Here is a 937-nt window from a genome sequence, read left to right on the forward strand (position 1 = left end):
TCGCGCAGCTTCTGCGCATCGGCGATGGTGCGCAGGCTCACCACGTTGGTCGCGTCGGCGATCTGGGGCAGGGTCCGAGGGGAGGCGCCGGTGGCGATCACCAGGGCGGGGGCGTGCACGGTGGTGCCGTCGGCCAGGTGGACCGTGCGGGTGGACGGATCGAAGGACACCGCCCGGGTCCCGAGGATCCACTCCGCGTCCAGGGCCTCCGTATCGGTCTCCAGGGTCAGATCCGCAACCTCGATCCGCCCGGCCAGGAAGTCCTTGGACAGCGGCGGACGGTCGTAGGGACGCTGCAGCTCATCACCGATGATCACCACGCGCCCGCCGAACCCGAGGCTGCGAGCCGCCCGCGCGGCCGACAGACCGGCCAGCGAGGCTCCGACGATGACGAGGGACTCCATGAAGGACCCCTTTCAGTTCAGTGGGTGCGGGAACAGCAGTGCGGCGCCGGGCGGGTGGACCTCTCGGCTCGTTGCCGCGTATTGCGCAACGTGCTTCATATTGTGAGGTTCAGCGTGATGCGTCCCACATTGGCCTGTCAAGCATTCCGGACGACTTTTCCTGCCCCGGTCCCGGGGTCGCCGTGATTCCCGAGGGCGCGGCGGGCCCCGCGGACAATGTTGCGCAGTGTGACTCACGTTGCACAGGGCAGGATTCCTGCCGGTTCCCCGGCCCTTTCCGGCGTCGAGGGCGCGAGGCCCGCCGGCCCAGGAGGGCGGCGTCGACGGCATGAGCGGGTCCACGCCGACGGAGCTCGGGAAGGACCTCATGTCACCGGTGCGGCGGTGCTCCGCGAGGTGCTCCGTGGGGTGATCCGGGGGCCCGGGAGGGGCGCTGCTCAGCGTTCGCGCTCGCCCCGGATGAAGGCCTCGAGGTTGGCCCGGGCGGTGTCGTCGGCCTGCTGCTCGGGCGGGGACTTCATGAAGTACGCCGC

General features: G+C 70.4%; 1 protein-coding gene. It reads right to left on the reverse strand.

The window, feature by feature from the left end:
* Positions 1 to 404 (reverse strand): FAD-dependent oxidoreductase (locus tag GMA12_RS18155; protein ID WP_162460052.1); only part of this gene is annotated, 404 nt, incomplete at its 3' end.
* Positions 405 to 937 lie beyond the last annotated feature (533 nt).

Origin of the sequence: Kocuria sediminis, from assembly GCF_009735315.1 — a bacterium.
GTDB lineage: Bacteria > Actinomycetota > Actinomycetes > Actinomycetales > Micrococcaceae > Kocuria > Kocuria turfanensis.